Source organism: Rhizobium sp. Leaf321, from assembly GCF_001423215.1.
Lineage (GTDB): Bacteria > Pseudomonadota > Alphaproteobacteria > Rhizobiales > Rhizobiaceae > Neorhizobium > Neorhizobium soli.
The window spans coordinates 584,763-603,857 of record NZ_LMOF01000008.1 but is presented as its reverse complement, the minus strand read 5'-3'; the positions used below and the strand labels follow the sequence as shown (position 1 = coordinate 603,857).

23 protein-coding genes and 1 pseudogene are annotated in these 19,095 nt (G+C 59.9%); 14 read left to right on the top strand and 10 right to left on the bottom strand.

The features are described 5' to 3' along the window. Window positions 1-239 precede the first annotated feature (239 nt). From ASF70_RS19875 to ASF70_RS19865, 3 genes are all read left to right on the top strand, one after another. A complete protein-coding gene (locus ASF70_RS19875) occupies window positions 240-878 on the top strand; it encodes a helix-turn-helix transcriptional regulator (protein ID WP_062582232.1) in 639 nt (212 codons plus the stop codon). Window positions 879-950: 72 nt separating this feature from the next. Continuing rightward, window positions 951-1,853, top strand: coding sequence for a DUF6551 family protein (locus ASF70_RS19870; protein WP_156461888.1), 903 nt, complete (start codon window positions 951-953; stop codon window positions 1,851-1,853). Further along, entirely contained in the window at window positions 1,850-2,563 is a 714-nt protein-coding gene (locus ASF70_RS19865) for a Rha family transcriptional regulator (protein WP_062582228.1), read from the top strand. Before ASF70_RS19870 ends, ASF70_RS19865 begins: the two co-directional genes overlap by 4 nt. A gap of 5 nt (window positions 2,564-2,568) precedes the next feature. Here ASF70_RS19865 and ASF70_RS19860 read toward each other — a convergent pair whose 3' ends face one another. After that, window positions 2,569-2,892: an Arc family DNA-binding protein gene (locus ASF70_RS19860; RefSeq protein WP_062582226.1), complete on the bottom strand. Its 324-nt coding sequence runs from the start codon at window positions 2,890-2,892 to the stop codon at window positions 2,569-2,571. A gap of 104 nt (window positions 2,893-2,996) precedes the next feature. Between ASF70_RS19860 and ASF70_RS24790 the strand changes: the two genes are divergently transcribed. From ASF70_RS24790 to ASF70_RS19825, 8 genes are all read left to right on the top strand, one after another. Further along, window positions 2,997-3,164 (top strand): Arc family DNA-binding protein, encoded by a 168-nt coding sequence (locus ASF70_RS24790; RefSeq protein WP_062582224.1) that lies wholly within the window; start codon window positions 2,997-2,999, stop codon window positions 3,162-3,164. 72 nt (window positions 3,165-3,236) lie between these two features. After that, window positions 3,237-3,539 (top strand): hypothetical protein, encoded by a 303-nt coding sequence (locus ASF70_RS19850; RefSeq protein WP_062582222.1) that lies wholly within the window; start codon window positions 3,237-3,239, stop codon window positions 3,537-3,539. Then, window positions 3,539-4,135, top strand: coding sequence for a hypothetical protein (locus tag ASF70_RS19845; RefSeq protein ID WP_062582220.1), 597 nt, complete (start codon window positions 3,539-3,541; stop codon window positions 4,133-4,135). Before ASF70_RS19850 ends, ASF70_RS19845 begins: the two co-directional genes overlap by 1 nt. Further along, window positions 4,132-4,338, top strand: coding sequence for a hypothetical protein (locus tag ASF70_RS19840; protein ID WP_062582218.1), 207 nt, complete (start codon window positions 4,132-4,134; stop codon window positions 4,336-4,338). Before ASF70_RS19845 ends, ASF70_RS19840 begins: the two co-directional genes overlap by 4 nt. Continuing rightward, window positions 4,335-4,514 carry a hypothetical protein gene (locus ASF70_RS19835; protein ID WP_062582215.1) on the top strand — a complete coding sequence of 60 codons (180 nt, stop codon included), beginning with the start codon at window positions 4,335-4,337 and terminating at the stop codon, window positions 4,512-4,514. The genes ASF70_RS19840 and ASF70_RS19835 overlap by 4 nt, the downstream gene beginning before the upstream one ends. Then, entirely contained in the window at window positions 4,511-4,861 is a 351-nt protein-coding gene (locus ASF70_RS19830; protein ID WP_062582212.1) for a hypothetical protein, read from the top strand. The genes ASF70_RS19835 and ASF70_RS19830 overlap by 4 nt, the downstream gene beginning before the upstream one ends. A 3-nt stretch (window positions 4,862-4,864) precedes the next feature. Next, window positions 4,865-5,035: a hypothetical protein gene (locus ASF70_RS24240; protein ID WP_162238001.1), complete on the top strand. Its 171-nt coding sequence runs from the start codon at window positions 4,865-4,867 to the stop codon at window positions 5,033-5,035. Between the two features lie 10 nt (window positions 5,036-5,045). Beyond that, entirely contained in the window at window positions 5,046-6,134 is a 1,089-nt protein-coding gene (locus tag ASF70_RS19825; RefSeq protein WP_062582210.1) for a tyrosine-type recombinase/integrase, read from the top strand. Between the two features lie 342 nt (window positions 6,135-6,476). On the opposite strand, the gene ASF70_RS23765 is transcribed toward ASF70_RS19825, so the two are convergent. The 4 genes from ASF70_RS23765 to ASF70_RS19810 all read right to left on the bottom strand — a co-directional run bounded on the left by ASF70_RS23765 (window position 6,477) and on the right by ASF70_RS19810 (window position 10,475). After that, a complete protein-coding gene (locus tag ASF70_RS23765) occupies window positions 6,477-6,650 on the bottom strand; it encodes a DUF1328 domain-containing protein (RefSeq protein WP_082471987.1) in 174 nt (57 codons plus the stop codon). Window positions 6,651-6,750: 100 nt separating this feature from the next. Then, window positions 6,751-7,812: an ABC transporter ATP-binding protein gene (locus ASF70_RS19820; RefSeq protein ID WP_062582208.1), complete on the bottom strand. Its 1,062-nt coding sequence runs from the start codon at window positions 7,810-7,812 to the stop codon at window positions 6,751-6,753. Then, window positions 7,809-9,389 carry an iron ABC transporter permease gene (locus tag ASF70_RS19815; protein ID WP_062582205.1) on the bottom strand — a complete coding sequence of 527 codons (1,581 nt, stop codon included), beginning with the start codon at window positions 9,387-9,389 and terminating at the stop codon, window positions 7,809-7,811. The genes ASF70_RS19820 and ASF70_RS19815 overlap by 4 nt, the downstream gene beginning before the upstream one ends. 72 nt (window positions 9,390-9,461) lie before the next feature. Further along, on the bottom strand, window positions 9,462-10,475 hold the full coding sequence (locus ASF70_RS19810) for an iron ABC transporter substrate-binding protein (RefSeq protein WP_092659796.1): 1,014 nt from the start codon (window positions 10,473-10,475) through the stop codon (window positions 9,462-9,464). Window positions 10,476-10,633: 158 nt separating this feature from the next. Here ASF70_RS19810 and ASF70_RS19805 point away from each other — a divergent pair, with 158 nt between their 5' ends. From ASF70_RS19805 to ASF70_RS19795, 3 genes are all read left to right on the top strand, one after another. Then, complete coding sequence (locus tag ASF70_RS19805) at window positions 10,634-12,703, top strand: ATP-dependent helicase (RefSeq protein ID WP_062582202.1); 2,070 nt, start codon at window positions 10,634-10,636, stop codon at window positions 12,701-12,703. Between the two features lie 82 nt (window positions 12,704-12,785). Further along, entirely contained in the window at window positions 12,786-13,526 is a 741-nt protein-coding gene (locus ASF70_RS19800) for a pentapeptide repeat-containing protein (protein ID WP_162238000.1), read from the top strand. A 171-nt stretch (window positions 13,527-13,697) separates the two neighbouring features. Then, window positions 13,698-14,540, top strand: coding sequence for a DMT family transporter (locus ASF70_RS19795; protein ID WP_062461885.1), 843 nt, complete (start codon window positions 13,698-13,700; stop codon window positions 14,538-14,540). A 7-nt stretch (window positions 14,541-14,547) separates the two neighbouring features. Here the strand turns inward: ASF70_RS19795 and ASF70_RS23760 are convergent. The 5 genes and pseudogenes from ASF70_RS23760 to ASF70_RS19775 all read right to left on the bottom strand — a co-directional run bounded on the left by ASF70_RS23760 (window position 14,548) and on the right by ASF70_RS19775 (window position 19,046). After that, window positions 14,548-14,843, bottom strand: a pseudogene (locus ASF70_RS23760) (type II toxin-antitoxin system RelE/ParE family toxin). Next, complete coding sequence (locus ASF70_RS19790) at window positions 14,843-15,097, bottom strand: type II toxin-antitoxin system ParD family antitoxin (protein ID WP_062582199.1); 255 nt, start codon at window positions 15,095-15,097, stop codon at window positions 14,843-14,845. The pseudogene ASF70_RS23760 and the gene ASF70_RS19790 overlap by 1 nt, the downstream one beginning before the upstream one ends. An 82-nt stretch (window positions 15,098-15,179) precedes the next feature. Next, complete coding sequence (locus ASF70_RS19785) at window positions 15,180-15,866, bottom strand: DUF1003 domain-containing protein (RefSeq protein ID WP_062582197.1); 687 nt, start codon at window positions 15,864-15,866, stop codon at window positions 15,180-15,182. Between the two features lie 13 nt (window positions 15,867-15,879). After that, window positions 15,880-17,685 (bottom strand): ABC transporter ATP-binding protein/permease, encoded by a 1,806-nt coding sequence (locus tag ASF70_RS19780; protein ID WP_062582194.1) that lies wholly within the window; start codon window positions 17,683-17,685, stop codon window positions 15,880-15,882. Window positions 17,686-17,822: 137 nt separating this feature from the next. Further along, window positions 17,823-19,046: an ROK family protein gene (locus tag ASF70_RS19775; RefSeq protein WP_062461012.1), complete on the bottom strand. Its 1,224-nt coding sequence runs from the start codon at window positions 19,044-19,046 to the stop codon at window positions 17,823-17,825. Window positions 19,047-19,095 lie beyond the last annotated feature (49 nt).

Genomic DNA, 19,095 nt, shown 5'->3' with positions numbered 1-19,095 from the left:
CGGAGGCTCCGACGCCCCATTCTCGTATCGTTGCCAAGTCCGGGCCGGGTTCCTGCCCTCGATGCCAAGCATCATTGCGACGCCTGCCATCGATAGTTTTTTGAGCTGTCGCCAGCGAAGTGGGGTGAGTGTTTGATTTACCATGATTTAGGATATAGCCATAAACGCTATATTCACGTCAAGGCCGCATAGCTATATCGGGTATAGAAAAGAATGCAAAACTAAGCAAAGATCGCTATATGCAAAACCCTCCTTCTAACCGCATTGCGGAACTTCGAAAAAAAGCAGGCCTCACACAACAAGAGTTGGCTGAACGCTTGGACGTCCACTGGGTCACAATCAGCAAGCTTGAGAGAGGCAAAACCCGACTGACTATCGAGTGGATGGAAAAGATTGCGGAGTTATTCGGCGTTGGAACGTTCGACTTGGTGCCAAAGCCCAAAACAGTCGCCACCGTGCAACTGTTTGGGCGTATCGTGCCAGGGGCAGAAATTGAGCCCTTCCCCGACGAGGAAACGAGGATGTTCACGGTTAGCACCAACTTCATTGTCGATACAGAGACCATGTGGTTCGTGGTCGAAGATGACGCACTTTATCCGTGGTTTCATTCTGGCGACCATATCGGAGCGGGATACACAAGCGACGGACCGGACAAACATATCGGGCGCCTTTGCCTGATATGGGATCAGGACAACATAGCCCACCTTGGAATACTGGCACCTGGAGCCCAGAAAGGGCGGTATGATCTTCACCGCCCTTCGCTGCCACCAATACGAAATAAAATTGTAGAGACTGTTTCCCCAATAGTTATAGCGCTTTATGCCAGCTCGTTTGCTGAAAAGCCCGATGAAATTCCCGGCCTAGATCGCGGGGTATAGCTTTTTACGCTATGCTTGACTTGACTGTAATATAGCGCTTATGGCTATATAGCTCCAACAAAGGAGCTGAACATGTCCGACGCTGCAATAGTTGCCCTGCCCATAGACGCCGTGGTTGCTGACCACGGGACTCCCCCTCTCCGCCCTATTGCTGCTGTAAGCCTTGTTGGCCTTGATGTTGCCGATCCCGAAAACATTGAGCCAATCTGCGTGACAGTCGATCCGGCTCTTCTGTTCGTGGACCCTTCCTATCAGCGGTCGATCGGTGAACGTGGACTGAAGCAGATCCGTCGCATCGTAGAAGCTTGGGACTGGAACAAGTTCAAACCGCCGGCATGCTCCTACGCGGAACACGATGGACAGACGGTACTGAAGGTATTCGACGGCCAGCACACGGCTATCGCAGCAGCAAGCCATCCGGAAATTACCGAGATACCGGTAATGATCCACGAGGCAAAGGAAACAGCCGCGCAGGCAGCGGCATTCGTCGGGCAGAACACGAACCGCCTCGGTGTCACGCCGCTGCAGCTGCATCAGGCGGCACTGGTGGCCGGCGACGAGGACGCATTGACCGTCGCCCAGGTGTGCGATCGGGCCGGTGTCCGCATTCTAAGGTTCTCGACGAAGAACTTCACCGCAGGCGACACAGTCGCGATCAACGTCATCAACGGGCTTGTCGACAAGCGCGGGGCCATGAAAGCCAGGATCATTCTGGAGGTGCTGGTCAAAGCCGGCATGGCGCCAGTCGTCGCACCACAGATCAAGGCGGTCGAGGCACTGCTGACCGATCCGGAATACTGCAACGACATCACGCCGGAGAACCTGACCGCTGCGATCGCAGGATCATGGTTGGTCGACCACGACGACGCCAAGCAGCTGCAGCTCGCGCACAAGTGGCCTTTTTGGAGAGCGCTGGCGATTCACTGGTTCCGCAACACGAAGAAGAGCCGCCCCGCGGCAGGGAGGATCGCATGAACATGCTCACCAACCCGACCGTCACGATGTCGAGCCGCGAAATTGCGGAACTGACTGGCAAGCGGCATGACCAAGTCCTCCGAACTGCTCGCGAACTGTCAGCTCAGGGGGTAACACAATCTGTGGAGACCTTCTACGTACATGACCAGAACGGCCAGCAATATCCCGAGCACCTTTTGAACAAGCGCGATAGCCTGGTCCTCGTCGCTCGCCTATCCCCGGAATTCACCGCAAGGATCGTCGATCGGTGGATGGAGCTAGAGAGCGTGGCGACTAGGCCGCTGACGACGACTGAAACGCTGATCCAGATGCTGACACTACAGGCCGAGGTCGAGCGTCGGCAGGCAAAACAGGGCGAGCAGATTGCAGCCCTCAATTCTGAGGTCTCCGACATCAAGCGGGCGCATTCCGTCTTGGAGAAAATGCCGACAGACTGTGAAGGCATCGAGCGCATCAGAACGCGCATGAACAAGGATTACGGCCTGTCTACGCCGGTGGTCGACAAAATCATGCGTGACAGCCCGTTCGCGCCCACTACTCGCGTCCTCGTGCGCAACCCCCATGCCGAAGGAGTACACAACTCCGGTTTCTCGAAAAAGGAGATATCGGCAATTTTCAAGCGCTTCGTCAGTGAATGCGTGCATTCAGCCGGGCATTTGCACACTCACCCTTACATCGAGGGCCGGTTTAAACTGGCAAAGGCCCAATGACTAATTCAGTCGTCATCATCCCACTCGATCTCAAAGCTGTGGCCAGACGTGACCATCGCTTCGACCATCGCCTGAAGATACAGACGTCTGCGCGGATCGGTCTCCCGCTCATACTCATCGAGAGCTCTGCGGATGTTGTCGAGATGAATGTGCATCACATCGGAAGGCGCAGGATACTCGCGCTCCAGGGTAGAGACTATCTCAGCATTCATGGAGCGGCTGTTTTCATCTGCCTTTGCTTTTATTCGATCACGCATCCCAGAGGGCAGTCGAAGCATAAACTTATCCTGCTCGGAAACCGGCTCATCGGTGATCGTGCTCTTCGCCATTGTTCAGCTTTCGTCGCCCCTACGATTATAGTGTCATAGTGCTATATCGAACTTGACGGCAATGATAGCACTATGACATATTAACCTTACCGAAGAGGTAACCTATGAAGTCGCACGCTAAAATGCTTTGTCGGCTGCCCCCGGAAGTCAAAGACTTCATCGAGAGGCAGTCGGACAAATTCGGAAGCTCAATGAATAGCGAAGTGGTTCGCAGTATCAGAGAGCGTATGGACCGAATGGAAAAGGAAATGCCGGCCTCGGCCGGAGAATAGCAGCAGGCCGGGGCTGCAGTCGCCAAACGTCGCCCCGAACCTGCTAAGCCCATCAACACAAGGAATGTCAAAATGGACAAGCAGTCCAATAGCACACCTGCGTTCAAATCGCTAGGCGAACTGACCGAGAACATCGTTGATGGTCTGGCCGCGCGAAAGGAAGTAGCTCGGACGATCGGCGATCTTATCAAAGCCGAGGCCATCGTCCATACCGTATGGCTGGCGTTGAGCAGCCCGTCGTTCGATGGCGATGACGCGAATGCCGTTCTTAATACACTCTCCGAAGCATGGGAAACGCTCAAAGGCGTTCGCTCACAGGTCGAAGCGTTCAATGACGCTGAGCTTCGCCTTGAACTCGCTCGGAGGACGGCGTGATGACCATTGCGCTCCAAACAATGATCGCCAGCTACGAAGAAGCCTATCGAGAGGACCAAATCCTCTGGGGCATCCCGTGCGAGATCGAGGACCTTCCGGCAATGAAGGAAAAGCCGCGTCGGCGTGTCCAAGTGGGCAAACTCATCGTCGGAAGAGACGACGCCGGCAATGACACCTTCCAACCGATTTTTGCTTACAGCGAGGCCAAGATCAGGGAAGAAGCATCCCGCAGTTTCGACGCTGGCGTCGGCTTGTTCTGCAATCCCAAAAATACGACGCAGATGGCCGTGCGCAAAGCAAAGTGGGACGCGTGGGCTGACAGCAAGATCGCGGAGCTCGCAACAATCGAAGCCGCCTGCAAAGAATTCGAAGATGCCTGCGGATATACCGTTGCGCTTAAAGCTGCAGTAGCCTCCTCAGACCGAGTCCGTGCCCTCGAAAATTCCATCCTCGAATATGTACCAACGTCCCTCGACGAGGCGGCGATCAAGTCGAGATGGATCGTTCAGGGAATGAACAATAGCCGCGCGTACTTCAATGATCGTGAGGATTTTGCCGAGGTCGCCTTCGCTGCAATCGGGAGGGCGGGTGAATGACCAAGTACTTTGTCGCCGAGGTCGGGTCATCGGTCGGTCATCTTAACGACCTGCTCAACGTCATGTGCGAGCTGCAGTTCGGGCTCGCTCAGGGCGAGACGGACCCGCGGGTGGAGAGCTTGTTGTGGATCGCTCGGGATCTCTCCAACGGCATCAACGACAAGATCGAGGAAGGCTATGCCAAGTTGGAGGCGCAGTCATGATCCGAAGCCCCGCCATTTACAATTTCCGCCGCGCAGAGCTGGAGCGCTGGATCGATCGCGCACTCGATCTGCTCGACCAGATCGACGGCGATCCGGATCTCGAAGACAGCGAGATCGAGTTCATCCCAGAGTTTGCGCCTGCACCGGTCAGATCGAAGCGGAGGGCCGCAGCATGATCAGCCTTTCGCTGCATACCGCTATCGGGGCGTACCTTTCAGCTGACGCGGCTTTCCGTGCTGGCGTCACGCTGAACGCCGAAGACGAGGCTCAGAACGACGTCCTGTGGAAGGCGAAGGAGGCGGCGGAATTGTCAGTCGTCGAACATCCCTGCGTCACGATCGAAGACGTTCAGGCGAAAGTCGCGCTCGCTCTCGAAGACGAGAACGTGTTCGACAGCATCAGCGAATGCATGATCGATGGGGAACACGAGCTCTACTTATTTCTGCGATCGCTTCTAGGCGAGACGCCTAAGCGTGGTGATCACCCTCCCCCTGTGGATAAGTCGAATAACGGGGATAACTGAGCAATGTCAGCCCCTGCCCTCATCAGAAAACAAGACATTCTTCGGGCGGCAGAAGTCGCCCAAGCAACTGGTTGCCGTGTGGAAATCCGGATCGGCGATGCCGTGGTGACGGTGTTCCCCGAGCAGAAGAATTCGAAGGATGCTGGAATTGACTACTCGCGCCCCAGCCTGTGATGACTCGGGGATGCCTAGAAAACTCCCCCTGCACGTCCACAAGCAGCTGACCCGCCATAAAAAGTGGGTCTTCTATTTCCGCGTTGGAAAGGGGAAGCGGATTCGGCTGCCGAACCCAAGCGAGCCGCTATTTAAGACGGCCTATATGGCGGCTCTGACAGGCAGTCCAATCGAGGCACCGAAGGTGTACGAGGGAACCTTGGGATGGCTCTGGGACCGCTATACGAGCGAGAGCGCCAAGTGGGCGGGGTATAGCCCCGCTACGCAAAAACAGCAGCGTCTGATTATGGCGAAGGTCCTGGACAAGAACTCGCGGCACTCGCTTGCAGCTTTCACACAGGACGTCATTCAGGAGGGGGTCGACAAGCGTCACGAGACGCCAGCTCTCGCCGGCAACTTCTTGAAGGTGATGAGGGGGATGTTTGGCTGGGCACGGCGAATGAGACTTGTCGCCACAGACCCGACTATCGACATCGTCCTCCCGACCTACAGGACAGACGGTCACCCGCCGTGGACAGTCGACGACGTTCGAGCATTTAGGACTCGGCATCCCGTAGGCACTGCTGAACGGCTAGCGATGGAGTTGATGCTGCTGGCCGGCCTTCGACGCGCCGACGTGTCCGTGGTAGGACGGCAGCATATTCAGGGCCGTCTATTGTCGATCGATACTGACAAGACCGGGGCCAGGGTTACGATTGAGCTCTCCGATGATCTGCTTCATGTCATCGATGCAACTCCTCGTCGTGGATTGCACCTCGTTGAGACAAGCCATGGAAAGGCTTTCACCCGCGCAGGATTCGGAAACTGGTTCAGGGACAGGTGTGACGAGGCTGGCGTCAAGAAGTCGTCGCACGGCCTTCGAAAACTCTCTGCCACTCTTGCCGCGGAAGGCGGCGCCGGCAGTCATCAGCTCATGGCGCAGTACGGGTGGACCAAGATCTCGACGGCCGAGATCTACACCAAAGGCGTCGACCGGAAGAGGCTCGGCATCGAGGCGAGCCGGATCGTCGCAGACCAGATCGGGAACATCGAAATCCCTCACCCTATCCTCGGTGAGGGAACCAAGCCGAAAAAGATAACGAAAACAGACGTGAATTGAGTTCCTCGCCTCCCTGTTACGCCCACCATCCTGATTAGCCGCAAGGCACGAAAGGCTTCCGGGAAACCGGAAGCCTTTTTCGTTTCAAGCCGTTAACCGACCGCATAACGTCCCGTCACCATTCTTCCATCCGTAACAATACCAATAGCGCGAGGCTTGCGGATGCGGGAGCTTGTGGGTCTGAGTTTGTGGCTGGCCTCTCGGCCAGTGGCACTCAGGCGGCCGGGGTCGTGTGGGGCTCCGGCCGCTTCAATAGCGCTTCACTTCCCGAATTTACCGCAAACAAAAGCCGCCCGTGGAAGCTCCAGGGCGGCTTTGCTGTTGTGATCCTTGGGGTCTTTCTTAGAAGACCACGGCGCCTGCCGTCAGTGCCAGAACCAGGAAGATAAGGAAGATCACGATAGCGATAAAGAACAGGATTTTCGCGATGCCCGCGGTGGCAGAGGAGACGCCGGAGAAGCCGAGGAAGCCTGAAATCACGGAGATGACGAGAAAGATGAGAGCCCATTTCAGCATGGTATTATTCCTTCATATTTGATGCGGGAACAACGTGACAAAAGGTTCCAGGTTCCAGCGCCGTGATGGCCGCGAAGAAATATTCCGGCAAAAATGTGAACTACGCGTCGGCAAGCAGATGCACTCGTCCCGAGATGCCGATCGACACCCGGTCGCCTGACGCAAGCAGCTCGCGGCCGGGGATATCCAGGCGGAAGGAAATCTCGCCCTCGGCGATACCGTCTCCGGCGAGTGTTATCCTCGCATCAAGCGATGGCCCGCAGAAAACCACGTCGCTGACCACAGCCGAGACCCCGTTGTCCGGCGCGTATTCGATCCGGCTGACGGTAAACTGCTCAGGCCGGATCATGATCTGCGCCCGGCCGCGATAGGTGACGTCCGCAACCTCTAGCCGGCCGATCGGGCTGTCGGCTATCCCGTCGCCGACCACTGCCGGCAGCACGACCGCTTCTCCGAGAAAGGTGGCCGTCGCCCGGTCGACGGGTTTCAGATAGACCTCGCGCGGCGTGCCGACCTGGGCGAATTTTCCCGCCCGCATCACGACCAGCTCATCGGCGAAGGCAAGCGCTTCCGCCTGGTCATGGGTCACGAGAATGGTGGTGACGCCGGCAGCCGACAGTACGTCGGCCACAGCCTTTCGGGTGGCGGTCCTCAGGCCCATGTCGAGCGCCGAGAAGGGTTCGTCCAGCAGCATCAGCCGTGGCCTGCGGGCAAGCGCCCTTGCCAGCGCCACACGCTGCTGCTGGCCGCCGGAGAGCTGATCCGGCTTGCGGGCAAGCATCGCCCCGTCAAGTCCGACCATTTCCATCAGTTCCGCAGCCCTTGCCTGTTTGGCCGTGCGATCCGCATCCATGCCGAAACCGATATTGTCGAGCACCGAGAGATGCGGAAACAGGCAGCCGTCCTGCGCCACGATGCCGATATTACGTCGGTAGGCAGCAACATGCGCGTCCGCATTGGACATGATCTCGCCGCCAAGCGTGATCGAGCCGGCGTCAGGAACCTCGAACCCGGCGATCAGCCGTAGCAGCGTGGTCTTGCCGCAGCCGGAAGGTCCGACGATGGCCGTGCGGCTTCCGCTTTGGGCTGCAAGGTCGACACCGGCAACGGCTGCGACGGAACCGTAGCTCTTGGCAACGGAGGAAAGGGTAAGCAGCGTCATCGCCCGGCGATCTTTTTTGACTGGTGGTGAAGGAGAAGGGTGAGCGGCAGCGAAAACAGGATCATCAGCAGCGCATACGGTGCGGCTCCCGCATAGTCGATCTCGCTGGTCAGCGCCCAGAATGCCATGGCAAGCGTGCGCGTGCCGTTGGGCGCCAGCATCTGGGTCGCGGTCAGCTCGTTCATGATGCCGAGCGAGGAAAGCGCCATGGCAGATGCAGCGCCGGGCGCTGCCAGCCGCACTGTGGTGGACCAGAGCGCCCGCGCGGGCGAACGTCCGAGACTTTCGGCCGCCTGTTCCAGCTCTGCCGGCACCTGCGCGATGCTGGCGCGCAGGCTGACCAGCGCCCGCGGCAGAAACATGATGACGTAAGCGATGACGATCGTCGCCACCGTCTGGTAAAGCGGCAGCATAACCCGGATCGAGATCGTCACCAGAGCGAGCGCGACAACAACGCCCGGCATCGAGCTTGCGAGATAATAGCAGCCTTCGAGAAACCGACTGGAACGCGTCGGGCGGCGCACCGAAAGCCAGGCGATCGGCACCGCGGCAGCAGCTGTCGCAACGCCGCCGATCACGCAGATCGTCAGCGTCTGGGAAAGCGCCAACCCGATCTCGCTGAATTGCCAGATATCAGCACCACCCGCGATCAGCCAGCGCCCGAGCGTCATGACAGGCACGCCGAGCGAAACCGCGGTGGTCACGACCGGCAGCAGCAGGCAGGGATATCGCCAGACGCCAAGCGAGGCGCGCACCGGATGGCGGGCAACGCCCGAGCCCAGCCGGGCATAGCGACGGCGGCCCCGCATAGCGGCATCGACACCGATCAGCACGAAGCAGCAGGCCACCAGCACCAGCGCCAGCATATGCGCTGCAACGCCGTTGTAGGTGGATTGGAACTGGTCAAGAATTGCCGTCGTGAACGTGTCGAACCGGATCATCGCATAGAGCCCGTACTCCGACAGGAGATGCAGGCTGATCAGCAGCGCCCCGCCGCACAGCGACAGTCTGAGTTGCGGCAACACGACGCGCCGCAAGACCGCAGCAGGCGAAAGACCGAGAGAGGCCGCCTGATCCTCCAGTGCCGGATCGATCAGCCGAAGGGCCGCCGACACGGGAAGGTAGACGAAGGGAAAGTAGGTCACGACCGAGATCGCGACGCCCGCTCCAAGCCCGTTCAGCCGCGGCCACATACCGATCCAGGCATAGGACTGCACGAAAGCGGGAATGGCGAGCGGCACGATGGCAAGCCAGGCCCATAGCTTTGCACCCGGCAGGTCGGTGCGCTCCGTCAGCCATGCAAGCGCTGTTGCAAGAACCGTCGCGACCGGCACCGTGAAGACGATCAGCGCAACGGTATTGAACAGGAGGTCGCCGACACGGGAACGGAAGATCAGCTGCGATGCCGTTTCCCAGCCGGTCGCAACCGTTGCCCAGAACACGAACCCGAGCGGCGTCAGCGTCAGGGCGGCAATCGCAACGGCGATTGCCAGCGTCCAGGACGATCCGGCAAGGGGTTTCCCCGCAGGCTTCCGGCGCGGCCGGCTGGCAACCATGCTCTCGGTGGTAAACGTCATCGCGTGCTCAAGAAAGAAGAGACATCGCAGGTACGCCCTGCGATGTCCGTGCGCAACAGGATTCGATGGTGTTTAGAGAATGCCGGCGGCTGTCATCATGTCGGTGACCTTGGCATTGTTGAGGCTCGAAGGCTCGACCTTCGGCGCCTGAAGGTCGGCAATCGGAACGAGCGCCTTGTTGGAAGCCTCGTCCTTGCCGACGGCGTATTCGAACGAGGTGCCGTCACGCAGAATCTTCTGGCCGCCCTTGCCGGCAAGCCATTTCAGAAATGCCTGCGCCTGCTCCTTGTGCTTGGAAGAGGCCAGAATGCCACCGCCGGAGATCGACACGAAGGCGCCCGGATCCTGGTTCTTGAAGTAATGCAGCGCAACGTTCTTGCTGTTTTCGCCGGTCTTCGCCTGATCGCCGAAATAGTAGTAGTGATAGATCAGCGCGCCTTCGAACTGGCCCGCATTGACGGCCTTCATGGCGGTGGAATTGCCACGCACGGCAGTGAAGTTCTCTTTCATGCCCTTCAGCCAGGCAGCGGTTTCCGGCTCACCCTTCAGCTGCAGAAACGCGCCGACGATCGCCTGGAAATCGGCACCCGACGGAGATGCGGCCCAACGGCCCTTCCATTCGGGCTTGGCGAGATCGAGCATCGATTTCGGCAGCTTGTCCTCGGTGAGCTTGGTCTTGTCATAGGCAAACACGGTGGAGCGCGCGGCAATTCCGGTCCAGTGACCGTTGGCCGGGCGGAACTGCTCGGGAACGAGATCAAGCGTTGCCTTGTCGACAGGCTCAAACAGCCCCTTGCCATCGACAAGCGCCATGGCCGGCGAATTTTCCGTCAGAAACAGGTCGGCCGGCGAGTTGGCGCCTTCCTGCACAATCTGGTTTGCCATTTCGAGGTCGGATCCGTTGCGCACCGTAATGACGATGCCGGTCTCTTCCTTGAAGGCCTCGACCCATTCCTTGGTCAGGCCCTCGTGCTGGGCATTGTAGATCGTCAGGCTGTCAGCGACCTGCGCGTTGGCCGGCATGGACAGAGCGAGTAGCGAAACGGCGAGCGAAGCTCCGGCCGAAAGAGCAGACAGAATTTTCAAGTTTGCCTCCAATTCATAAGCGTCATCGCATCGATAGCCAAAGCCGACCTGCGTAGTCAAGTTTAAGAATCGAACGGGGATGGAGACCGATTGCGGCAAATGCCGGCGAATCAGGTAGAGCTGAAACGAACACATCAAGAACAAGCCGCGGAAGCTGAATGTCGGTTGCTTATCTGGAAAAATTGAACGAGGCCCAGCGCCGCGCGGTCGAACATGGTTCGGACGTGCCGGATGGCGGCGCTGCCGGACCGCTTCTGGTGATTGCAGGCGCAGGCTCCGGCAAGACCAACACGCTTGCCCATCGCGTCGCCCACCTGATCGTGTCAGGTGCCGATCCGCGCCGCCTGCTGCTGATGACGTTTTCCCGCCGTGCGGCCTCCGAAATGGCCCGCCGCGTCCAGCGCATCTGCCGCGAAGTGATGGGGGCGAAGTCCGGCGTCATGACCGATGCGCTCGCCTGGGCCGGCACGTTTCACGGCATCGGCGCAAGGCTGTTGCGGATCTATGCCGAACAGATCGGCCTCGACCAGGAATTCACCATCCACGACCGTGAGGATTCCGCCGACCTGATGAACCTCGTTCGCCACGAGCTCGGCTTCTCCAAGACGGAGAGCCGGTTTCCGACCAAGGGCACCTGCCTTGCGATCTATTCGCGCGCCGTCAATTCCGAGACGCCGCTGGACGAGGTGCTGAAGACCTCCTTCCCATGGTGCCTTGCCTGGGAACCGCAGCTGCGCGACCTGTTCGCCTCCTATGTGGACGCCAAGCAGGCGCAGAACGTTCTCGATTACGACGATCTTCTGCTCTACTGGGCGCAGATGATGAGCGAGCCGCTGATTGCGCAGGATGTCGGCGAACGGTTCGATCACGTCATGGTCGACGAATACCAGGACACCAACCGGCTGCAATCCTCGATCCTGATGGCGATGAAACCCGGCGGCCGCGGCCTGACGGTGGTGGGCGACGACGCCCAGTCGATCTATTCGTTCCGTGCCGCCACGATCCGCAACATCCTCGATTTTCCCGCGACCTTCGACCCGCCGGCCAACATCGTCACGCTCGACCGCAATTACCGCTCGACCACCACCATTCTGGCAGCCGCCAATGGCGTCATCGAACTTGCCCGCGAGCGGTTCACCAAAAACCTGTGGACCGACCGACAGTCGGAGGAGCGGCCCCGTCTGGTCACCGTCAAGGACGAGACCGAGCAGGCGAGCTATATCGTGGAAAAAATCCTCGAGAACCGCGAAACCGGAATGCTGCTGAAGCAGCAGGCCGTGCTGTTTCGCGCCTCGCACCACTCCGGTCCGCTGGAAGTGGAACTGACCCGCCGCAACATTCCCTTCGTCAAGTTCGGCGGCCTGAAATTCCTCGATAGCGCCCATGTCAAGGACATGCTGGCGGCCCTGCGCTTTGCCCAGAACCCGCGTGACCGGGTTGCGGGGTTCCGCCTGCTGCAGCTCATTCCGGGCATAGGCCCGCAGACAGCGGCAAAGATCCTCGATGCGATCGCAGCTGATCCGGAACCGCTGGCGGCACTCCAGGAAATCCCCTCGCCTCCGAGGTCCGGAGAAGACTGGCCGGCCTTTGTCGAGATGCTCGGCGCCGTCAGGAAAAGCGAAGGCTGGCCTTCCGAAATCGGGCTCGCCCGCCAATGGTACGAGCCGCATCTTAGCCGCATCCACGAAGATGCCGACACCCGCAAGGCCGACCTTCTGCAACTGGAGCAGATCGCTTCCGGCTACGCGTCGCGCGAACGCTTCCTCACCGAACTGACGCTCGATCCGCCGGATGCCACCAGCGACCAGGCCGGCGTGCCGCTGCTGGACGAGGATTACCTGATCCTTTCGACAATCCACTCCGCCAAGGGCCAGGAATGGCGCTCGGTTTTCCTGCTCAACTGTGTCGACGGCTGTATTCCCTCCGATCTCGGCACTGGCACGACGGCCGAAATCGAGGAGGAACGGCGGCTTCTCTACGTGGCGATGACGCGGGCGAAGGATCACCTTCACCTGATCACGCCGCAGCGTTTCTTTACCCACGGCCAGCATTCCCAGGGCGACAGGCACGTCTACGCCTCGCGCTCCCGCTTTATCCCGGCAACGCTCCTGCAGTTCTTCGAAAGCACCGCCTGGCCGGTGGTGGCGCAGATGACGGAAGCCGAACGCCAGGCCCGCCACCAGATCCGCATCGACGTAACCGCAAGAATGCGCGGCATGTGGCGCTGACCCTTAGAGCGAACGAGAACCCGCTGTCACACCGAGAATGTGGCGTGGGCTTATAGGCAGTACGCCCGACATTGGAGATTGCGTGGTGGAGAAATCGTCGCTGGAAGCCGCATTCTCGATGAAGGAACCCGTCATCGGCCTCCGATTTGCATCCGAAGACCTGACCGATTTCATCACGTCCGAGTCGAAATTCGCAGATTGCCGGTTCAACGACTGCGTCTTCGACGGCGCGAAGATCAGGGAATGCGAATTCATCGGCTGCAGCTTTTCCAACTGCTCCTTCAAGGAAGCCGAGTTTTTCAACTGCATCTTCGTCGATCGCGAAACGCAGGCAGGATCTGCGTGGAATTACTGCGACCTCAACGAGGCGAAGTTTAAGGCCTGCAACCTTTCCAACAACCGCATCGTCAAATGCGAGGCCTTCCTGCTCGAGATTACCGACTCGTCGGCCGTCGGTCTGCAGTTCGACGCCGAGGTTCATCGCAAGATCAGCAAGCGCATGATGTTTGGCGGCGTCGTCTTACAGCGTTGCAAGCTGCAGTACGCGGTGTTTGCGGCCTCAAGCTACGAAGAGAGCCGGTTCGAGAGCTGCGATCTCAGAGACTGCTCGTTTGTCGAAAGCAATCTCAGCCGCGTCAGCCTGATGGGATCGAGCCTCAACAATATCGATTTCACCGGCGCGACGCTTGATTTCGCCAACCTCTCGCAGGCGACCTTCGACGAGATGGATCTTGCAGCCATGGCGTCGTTCAAGGGCATGACTGTCAGCCGCGACCAGCACGAAAACCTGCTCCGCTCGATGGGAATTCTGACGTCGGGATAAGCAGCAGACACAACCGGTGGGCGGAAAGGCTTTCCTTTCAAACCGAAAAAGCATTAGAGCGACCGTTCTGCGTCGAAGGAGACTGAAGTGGACAGCAATCAATCGGCAAGGGCCTCGCGGGCGACGTCGTCAGCCCAGCCGGCCCCGTCGACGAAGAAGGCTGCAGCGTGGATGCTGACGTCGATCAGCCTGCTGCTGCTGATGGCGATTTCCGGCCGGATCATCACCCGCGAGATCGACGTCTTCCAGGTGATGGAAATGCGCTCGATCATCGCCTTCTTCATGCTTTTGCCGCTGGTGTTTCGCGAGGGCGGCTTCAAAGCCATGCGGACCACCATCCTGCCGGCCCATATCGGCCGTAACGTCGCCCACTATATCGGCCAGTTCGCCTGGCTGATGGGCCTGACGCTGATCCCGCTCGCGCAGGTCATCGCCATCGAATTCACCGCCCCGATCTGGGCGGCGCTGATGGCAGCGGCTTTCCTCGGGGAGAAGCTGACATGGCGCAAGGGTGCGGCGATCGGCTTCGGGCTCGCCGGCGTGCTTCTGATCCTGCGGCCAGGCGCCGCCCCGCTCAACCCCGGCCACCTGATCGTGCTGGGCGCTGCCTTCTTCTTCGCCATCTCCTTCATCACCACCAAGCTCCTGACGCGCACCGACAGCGCCACCAAGATCATCTTCTGGATGCTGATCATCCAGTCGATCATCGGGCTGATCCCGGCGCTCCGGGTATGGACCTGGCCGTCCGCGGGGATCTGGCCGTGGATCTTCCTGATCGCGTTCACCGGGACATTCGCGCATTACTGCATGGCAAAGGCGCTGTCTTATGCCGATGCGACGGTGGCGATGCCGATGGATTATCTCCGCGTGCCGGCCTCGGCCCTCATCGGCTACCTTCTCTACGCCGAAGCCATCGACGGCCTGACCGCCGCCGGCGCAATCCTCATCCTCGCCGGCAACCTCTTCAACCTCCGACGCCCGAACGCCGGAAGAATCCAACAGACTCCGCCGTGAGATCGGTTTAGTCTTGTTCCTTGAATGCTGCGGGGATATCGCGCGCGCCGTGCAGGATGCGCTCAATTCTCACACCATCCTGGGACACGGTGTAGAACATCACGTACCGTTTGAAGTGGATGCAACGAAGCCCGGCTGATAGTTCCGGCCGAGCCGTCCCCTGTATGGTGTCTCTGAAAGACGTTCGCAGTGGGTCCGCAACTCGGCGATAAAACGGTACGCCGCGGCCGGATTTTTCAGGGCAATGTAGTCGCCAACCTCTTCCAGATCTTTCGAGGCGGAAGGGGCAAACAGTACGCGCATCAGGAGCGGCGTCCGCCATATCTGGCTTCGAGCCGATCGAAGACGTCATCTGCCGGAATGCCCGGCCCGCTCTCGATACCGGTGCGGATATCCGCCTTCAGTGCATCGAGCCCAGCCTTGCCGTGCTCCTCCATCTCTTCGAGCAGGCGAAGGCTATCGCGCATGACCTCGCTTTCGCTCGCATAGCGTCCGCTTTCCACCAGTTTGCGCACGAAGCTTTCGTAATGGGGGCCGAGTTCATAACTGGAAGGCATAAGATCCACCCTTGTTTCCCGGAAATTATCATCTTCGAGATCCACGTAAAGCGTGTCCCCTCTCACCCCTCAACCAGACTAATCATCGTTTCTCCAGCAACTCGATCTGGATCTGCTGGAGTTCTGCGAGCCGTTCCCACTGCTTGGCCATCTGGTGATCGATCTTTTCATGCAGCTGGCGGATTTCGAGTTCGGCTCGAAGGTTGACCATGTAGTCGTTTTCGCTGCGCAGCCGGTCCTTGTCCTCCTGCCGCCTCTGGCTCATCATGATGACGGGTGCCTGCAGGGCGGCAAGCGAGGACAGGACGAGATTGAGCAGGATGAACGGATAGGGGTCGAACGGATCGGCGGACAGACCGACCACGTTGAGCGCCATCCACAGAACCAGGACGGCTAAAAAGGACAGGATGAAGGTCCAGGAGCCTCCGAAGGCGGCGACCCTGTCGGCGACCCTTTCCCCGAACGTTTCCGCCTGGTCGATTGCGGCGGGCGCGCCCCCTTGAACCGTGAGCGTTCCCTTTTCAAAACTGTCGAGCACGCGGGCGTCAAGCTCGGTGATCTCGCCCCGCTCCTCTTCCAGCAGTGCCTCCACGTAGCGCCGCCTGAAACGCGCCAGATCCTCGTCGCAGATCAGACTGTCGGCGCTACAGGTCTTTACCTCCTCCGCGATCATCTCGAAGAGATGCGGCCTGAGAGTGCCCGCCTTGTGAAGCTTCGATACCGCAAACGTGCGACCGCAGATCAGGCATTGCCCGGTTCTCCCGGTCATTTGAGAAGCATGCTTACCCATTGTCTGAAGCCTCGTTCTTCGTATCGACAGCCAGGAGCGGCGCCAGATGAAATACCTTTGGTGAAAATCTGTCCGAAAACACGTCGGAGCGGCCGATATAGAGGAGTGTCGAGCCGGTAAGCCCGGCCAGCACGTCGAGCAACAGCGCCTGCGTCTCCGGTTCGAGCCCTTCCAGGACGTCGTCCATGATCAGCCAGTCCGGCTTTCGAAGCACGGCATTGGCGATCTGCAGCGCCACTTCCTCGTCCTTGTCGAGCAGCCGGTCCCATCGCTCCACCTCGTCGAGTTTATCGACGAGCCGATGCAGACCGACTTTCTCCAACGCTTGCGCCAGCGCCGCGTCGGTCATGTCGGGAATGCCATCGCGCATGCCAGCGGGCCCAGTCGCCGGATAGGTCATGACCTCGCGCAGCGATGCGGTCGGCAGATAACCTTCCTGCGGCATCATGATCATCCGATCTGCGGCCGGTAGACGGATCTCGCCCTTGCCCCAGGGCCAGATGCCGGACAGTGCCTGGAACAGAAGATGCCGGTCTGTCCCCGGATTGCCGTTGATCAGCACCCGCTCGCCGGGCCGGATGGTGAACGCGCCTTCGGCGACCTTGATACCATGACCATCCCCGCCTTTGTCGGGTTCGCCGTAGACCGCAAGATCGGACACGGACAGCACGTCCTCCCCCTCGCTTTTAAGGTAGGTGAGGACGGAGCCTTCCATGGCGGGATTATCCATCGAAACCAGGGCATTGCGGAACGAGGAGACGCGGCCGAGCGTCGCCCGCCAGTCGGCGATGACGCTGAAATTCGCCACATACCAGCGCAGTGCCTGGTTGACCTGGTTGAAAGCGCCGACCGCCATCATCAGGCCGCCGAACGAAAGGCTGCCGGAGAAATACATCGGCGAGGCAATGATGATCGGCGCGACAAGCGCCAGCCAGCCGAAACCGGCAGACACCCAGGTGAGGTTGGTGAGCGCCCAGGCAAGCTTGCGCAGCATGCCGAGCACGCCATCGATCGCGGTGTGAACCCGAAACACCTCGCTTTCCTCGCCGCGCGCAAGCGTGATCGGCTTCATGTTCTCGTTCGCCCGGACAAGGGTCGCGCGCAGATCAGCCTCGCGGGCATAGCGCTGCGCATTCAGTCGCGCCAGCCGGCTGCCGACGACGTTGCTCATGACGGATCCGAAAAGGGCGTAGAGGATCGTCGCCCACAGCATATAGCCGGGAATGACGATGGTACGACCGCCGATCTGCAGGCCAAAATCAGTCGAGATCGCCCATAGCACGCCGATGAAACTTGCAAGAAGAATGGTCGAATTGACGAGGCCGATCGACAGTGACGTCGTGTTCTCGGCCAGGATGCGGGTGTCCTCGTGCAGTCTCTGGTCCGGATTGTCGGCGATCGCGCCGGCACCGGCAAGCTTCAGGGCCCGCCCCGGCGTCAGCCAGACATCGGCGAGATCGCGGGCCAGCCCTTCTCGCATCCGCATCGCGGCGATCTGGTTCAGCCATTGCTGGATGACGTTGAGCAGTGTCAGGAGCGAGGCGAGGACTCCGAACACCACAAGCTGGTGGAGGAATTCGGGCATGTCGCGCCGCGCCAAGGCATCGTAGAACGGTCCGTTCCACTCGTTCAGCCGATAGGTGGCGTAGGTGGTCGCAAAGATGACGCAGAGCAGCGCGGCCGTGAGCGCGAGAACGGGATTGCGCACCGGGGACGCCCAGAACGCCCCTGTCATCATTTTGAGCTGGCCAGACAGAGGAAGTTCATAGGGCTCCGCCTTATCTTGCGAATTCACCATCTGCCGCCGGCTCCTGCCTGTCTGTGTCGAGTCCTAACTACCACAAGGGAATTGCGAAGGTGCGAGAAAGGCGTGCCGTTCACGGCTGACCGGGAACAGCGTCGAGCGTCCCACGATCGAATGCGGACGTCCGCTCGTCACATCGCCTTGAACAACACACTCGGATCGGTGAGGTATTTCGCAAAGATCGGCAGGCTGGCGCCGCCGATGGCGCGGGCGTGGCTGCCGACCTTGCCCTCGATGATATCGGGGATGATGACACCTTGCAGATCGAGCCGCTTGACGGCCTCGATCGTCTCGGTGACGATCCGCTTGCGCACCCATGACGGAAATCCGCCATCGATCACGGCAGCCCCGAAATCGATGATCGAGGCGCTGGCAATGATCGCCTGGGCAAGCGCTGCCGCCGTCTCGCCGATCCACAGATCGAGCGGCGCCCCGAAATCGATCCATTCGTCGGCCGAATACCAGAGCGGCTCCGGATCGATCCCCTTTTCCTTCAGCATGTTCTCGAGAACGAAAATCGAAGCGACGTCGAGCAACTGCCGGGTTGAACCGTCCCTGCCGCGCACCGGAAGTGGCGCGACGGCGCCGGCAGTCCCGGTTCGGCCGGAAAACACGGCGGAGTTCAGAACGATGCCGCCGCCGATAAATGACCCGATGAAGAAATAGACGAAGTCCGGATAGGATGGACCGATCCCGAACACCAACTCCGCACCGCAGGCGCTGGTCGCGTCGTTCTGAAGGTAGACGGCATGCTTGGTCGAGGCGGAGACCTCCTGCTGCAGGTCGAAATCGCGCCAGAGGTCCATCGCGCCCGCAGGCGCGCCGACCTCATCTGCCCAGTTCCACAGTTCGAACGGCGCCGAGATCCCGATGCCGGCTATCCGCTCACGCTCGACCATGCTGAGCTGGCCCTCGAGCCTGCCGATCCCCTTGCCGATGATCTCGATGATCTTCTGCGGCACTGGGTAGGCATAGGTTTCGTGATGATGCATCCGGATCTGCCCGACGAAATCCATCAGCACCAGATCGGCGCTGCGCCGGCCGATTTTCACCCCGAAGGAAAACACGGCATCGGGATTGAGCCGCATCGGTACCGACGGCTGCCCCACCCGGCCGCGGATCGGTTCGCCGCGCAGCAGAAGCCCGTCCTTTTCGAGCGATCGCATGATCACCGACACAGTCTGCGCCGACAGTCCGCTGGCGCGGGTAATGTCCGCCTTCGACATTTCGCCGTGCATGCGAACAAGCGAAAGGACCAGCCTCTCGTTATAGGCACGCACGCGAACCTGGTTCGATCCGCCCGAAAAACTGCCGAGCGGCATCGACCCTGTCGCGGTACTTCCCGCGATCGACATTGGAACTCCTCCCGAAACTCGCCGTGGATCGTCGCTCCACGCATGCCGA